This window comes from Pedobacter sp. 01N416, assembly GCF_056399685.1.
Genome location: NZ_JBFTRT010000670.1, coordinates 1 through 3,289, shown reverse-complemented (window position 1 = coordinate 3,289; position 3,289 = coordinate 1). Strand labels below are relative to the sequence as shown.

General features: G+C 38.2%; 3 protein-coding genes and 1 pseudogene. All 4 read right to left on the bottom strand.

The window, feature by feature from the left end; translation table 11 throughout:
• Positions 1–127 (bottom strand): annotated as a pseudogene (locus tag AC1DND_RS25640) (sulfate adenylyltransferase subunit CysD); the annotation flags it as partial.
• A gap of 175 nt (positions 128–302) precedes the next feature.
• Positions 303–1,001 carry a phosphoadenylyl-sulfate reductase gene (locus tag AC1DND_RS25635; protein ID WP_477585379.1) on the bottom strand — a complete coding sequence of 233 codons (699 nt, stop codon included), beginning with the start codon at positions 999–1,001 and terminating at the stop codon, positions 303–305.
• 2 nt (positions 1,002–1,003) lie between these two features.
• Positions 1,004–2,422, bottom strand: coding sequence for a TSUP family transporter (locus AC1DND_RS25630; protein WP_477585377.1), 1,419 nt, complete (start codon positions 2,420–2,422; stop codon positions 1,004–1,006).
• Entirely contained in the window at positions 2,355–3,182 is an 828-nt protein-coding gene (gene cobA / locus AC1DND_RS25625; RefSeq protein ID WP_477585375.1) for a uroporphyrinogen-III C-methyltransferase, read from the bottom strand. The genes AC1DND_RS25630 and cobA overlap by 68 nt, the downstream gene beginning before the upstream one ends.
• Positions 3,183–3,289 lie beyond the last annotated feature (107 nt).

Sequence of the window (3,289 nt, the reverse complement as noted above, 5' to 3'; positions counted from 1 at the left end):
AAGTAATTGAATCTTTTCCACCCGAAAATAATAAGGCTGGTTTTTCAAACTGACCTGCCACTTCACGTAAAATGTGAATGGCCTCGGCCTCTAGTTCATCTAAATAATCAAAATTATATGTACTCATTATCAAATGTTGAATGATTGAATGTTGAATGATTGAATGATAAATCGCTCAATTATTCAACTTATATATTTGTTGTTGTTATTGTTGTTAAAAATGTTTGGAAGGTTTGAATGTTGGGATATTCCAACGCTTCATTGAATAAGGATATAAACCTTCTACCTTTCAGCCTTATACCTTAAGTAGCATGTAAACCGCATTCTTTTTTACTTTGGTCTTCCCACCACCATCTTCCAGCCCTAAAATCTTCACCCGGCTGTACTGCTCTGGTACATGGGGCGCAACCGATGCTTGGGAAACCTTTATCATGCAGGGTATTGTAAACAATGTTGTTTTCTTTAATGTATGCTTTCACATCATCTAAAGTCCAATCGAAAATAGGGTGGAATTTAACCAATTGATTCCCTTCGTCCCATTCTAAATCGTGCATATCCTCGCGGTTGGCACTTTGGTCGGCCCTGATCCCTGTTACCCATATCTCATTACCTTTTAATGCTCTTTTTAAAGGTTCGATTTTACGGATGTAACAGCACTCTTTTCTATTTTCTACCGATTCGTAAAAGCTGCTCGGGCCTTTTGTGTTTACCATATCCTGTAACAGCTCATTTTGTGGATAATAGGCATGAATGGGTTTGTTATAAATTTCCAGGGTTCGGTTCCAAACGTAATAAGTTTCTGGGAACAAACGTCCGGTTTCTAAAGTAAAAACCTTAATTGGAATATTATTTGAAAAAATTAAATGCGTAATCGCCTGATCTTCCCAACCAAAACTGGTCGAAAATATAATACGGTCGGCATATTTATCTGCTAAAAATTTCAGTTTATCAATTGTATTTAAACCTGCCAGTGCTGCTTTTATCTCCTCTAGGTTCTCCATCACTATATTAATTTTAAAATAAACATAATTACACTGCGCAAACTCACAATCATCACAATAATCCCTACGGCAACCATAATGGTTTTTGCAGAAATTTTGTTCGATACTTTTGCGGCTATTGGTGATGCGATTGCACTACCAATAATCAAGCCCACAACAGCTTCCCAGTGTTTGCCACCTAACATGGTGAAAAATGTAAGCGAACTTAAAGTGGCGATAAAAAAGCGGCTGATTTTTACCGTACCCAAAGAGAACAATGGATGCCTGCCACCTGCAATTAAGCTTGATAATACGATTGAACCCCAGCCACCGCCAAAGGCAGCATCGATAAAACCACCAACAAAGCCCAATAAACCAATTTTTTTAATTTTTTGATCGGCTTTTTTTCTCTTCACATTGAAAGCTTTCATTAAAATGATTCCGCCTAAAAACAAGGTGTAAACCGCTACAATAGGCTTAACATAAGCACTATAATGTTCTAATGAAGAAAGGATATAGGCACCTAAAACTGCTCCGATTATGGCAGGAAGGATTAAAATTTTGAATAATTTCCAGTTTACGTTACCCATACGGTAATGCATCCAGCCTGCAATTCCATTGCTCATTACCTCAGAAATGTGGATGGCCATACTTGCCGATGCAGGAGGTAAACCCATCGCTAATGAGAACGACGCAGTAGTAACACCATACGACATGCCAATTGCACCATCAATTAATGCGAATAAAAACCCAGMACCTAAAAACCAATAGAATAAAGGATCAATATTGATCAGGAAACGCTGAAATTCTGGTTCGGTATTCCACAAAGAAAACCCGATAGCACCAATTAGTAAAACTGAGGCCGCCCAGATTAACCATTTAATATTTTGTTCGGCAAAACTTTTTTTAGGGTTAATTAAACTTTGGGTAACCTTATTCAGTTTTTTAACTTTTGCCGAAAAATCACCATTTAAAGTTTGACGTAAAGCACTCATATTCTGTAGCGTTTCATCAAGCTCGGCAGGCAAACCTTCATTTAAAATCTGTTTTAAACGTTTGGCAATAGTTGGCGATTTGCCGTTTGTAGAAATGGCAATCTTTAAATCGCCCTTTTGAACAATTGATCCCAGATAGAAATCGCAAAGTTCAGGCTTATCTGCCACGTTGATCAAGAGGCCACGCTCATGCGTCACCTTTCTAATCTCTTCATTTAAAATATTGTTATTGGTTGCCGCGAAAACGATGTCAATGTCATTCAGATCATCTACATCGAAACTTTTCTGTTTAACTTTTATCAGCGGATAATTTGCGATAAGCGCATAAACTTCTGGTGATACTAGCTCTGCAACAATCGTGATGGTAGCACTATGGCTATTATTTACGATCGCAGTTAATTTCTCGAGCCCAATATTTCCTGCACCAATTAAAGGCAATACTTGCATATTGTTTAATTAATTTCTTAAATGATGGATGTAATGATACAACTTCTCCAAAAATTAATAAAGCAGGTGCCTTAATATTTTCTTGTTGCACTAAACCTTCTATGGTTTCAACCACGCCAACAACCAATCTTTCATCTTCTGCTGATCCGTTCTGAACCACTGCGGTTGGTAAATGATGTTTTCCTGCAGCTTTAAAAATCTCTACAATTTTAGGTAATTTTTTAAGTCCCATAAGTACCACAACAGTAGCATTAGAATGTGCTGCCTGGTAAATATCAGCCGAAACTTCTCCTGAAGTGGTTGTTCCGGTAATTACCCAAAAACTTTCGCTCATGCCGCGGTGCGTAACCGGAATCTGTTGCAAACCTGGTACACCGATCGAACTCGAAATACCTGGGATTACACTTACCGGAATGCTATAAGACGCTGCATAATCCAACTCCTCGTAACCTCTGCCAAAAACAAATGGATCGCCACCTTTTAAACGCACTACGTGACCGTAGTTTAAGGCATAATCGATCATTAATTTATTGATGGTATCCTGAGGATAAGAATGCTCACCAGAACGCTTTCCTACATAAACTTTAATGGCTTCTGCCGGAGCGTGCTCCAATAAAGCTTCGTTGGTTAAAGCGTCGTACAAAACCACATCGGCAGTTTGCAATGCTTTAACCCCTTTTAGTGTCAATAAATCAGGATCTCCAGGACCAGCGCCTAAAAGGGTTATTCTTGATTCCACGTTTAATCTCTGCTCTCCCATATTATGCGTTTACTAAGCCCCTTTTAGCCTTAATCTGATTTAAAAATTGTTTTGCTTCTTCAAAATATTTCTGTGCAAACTCAGCTGTTGGTTCGTTTTTGTTAATC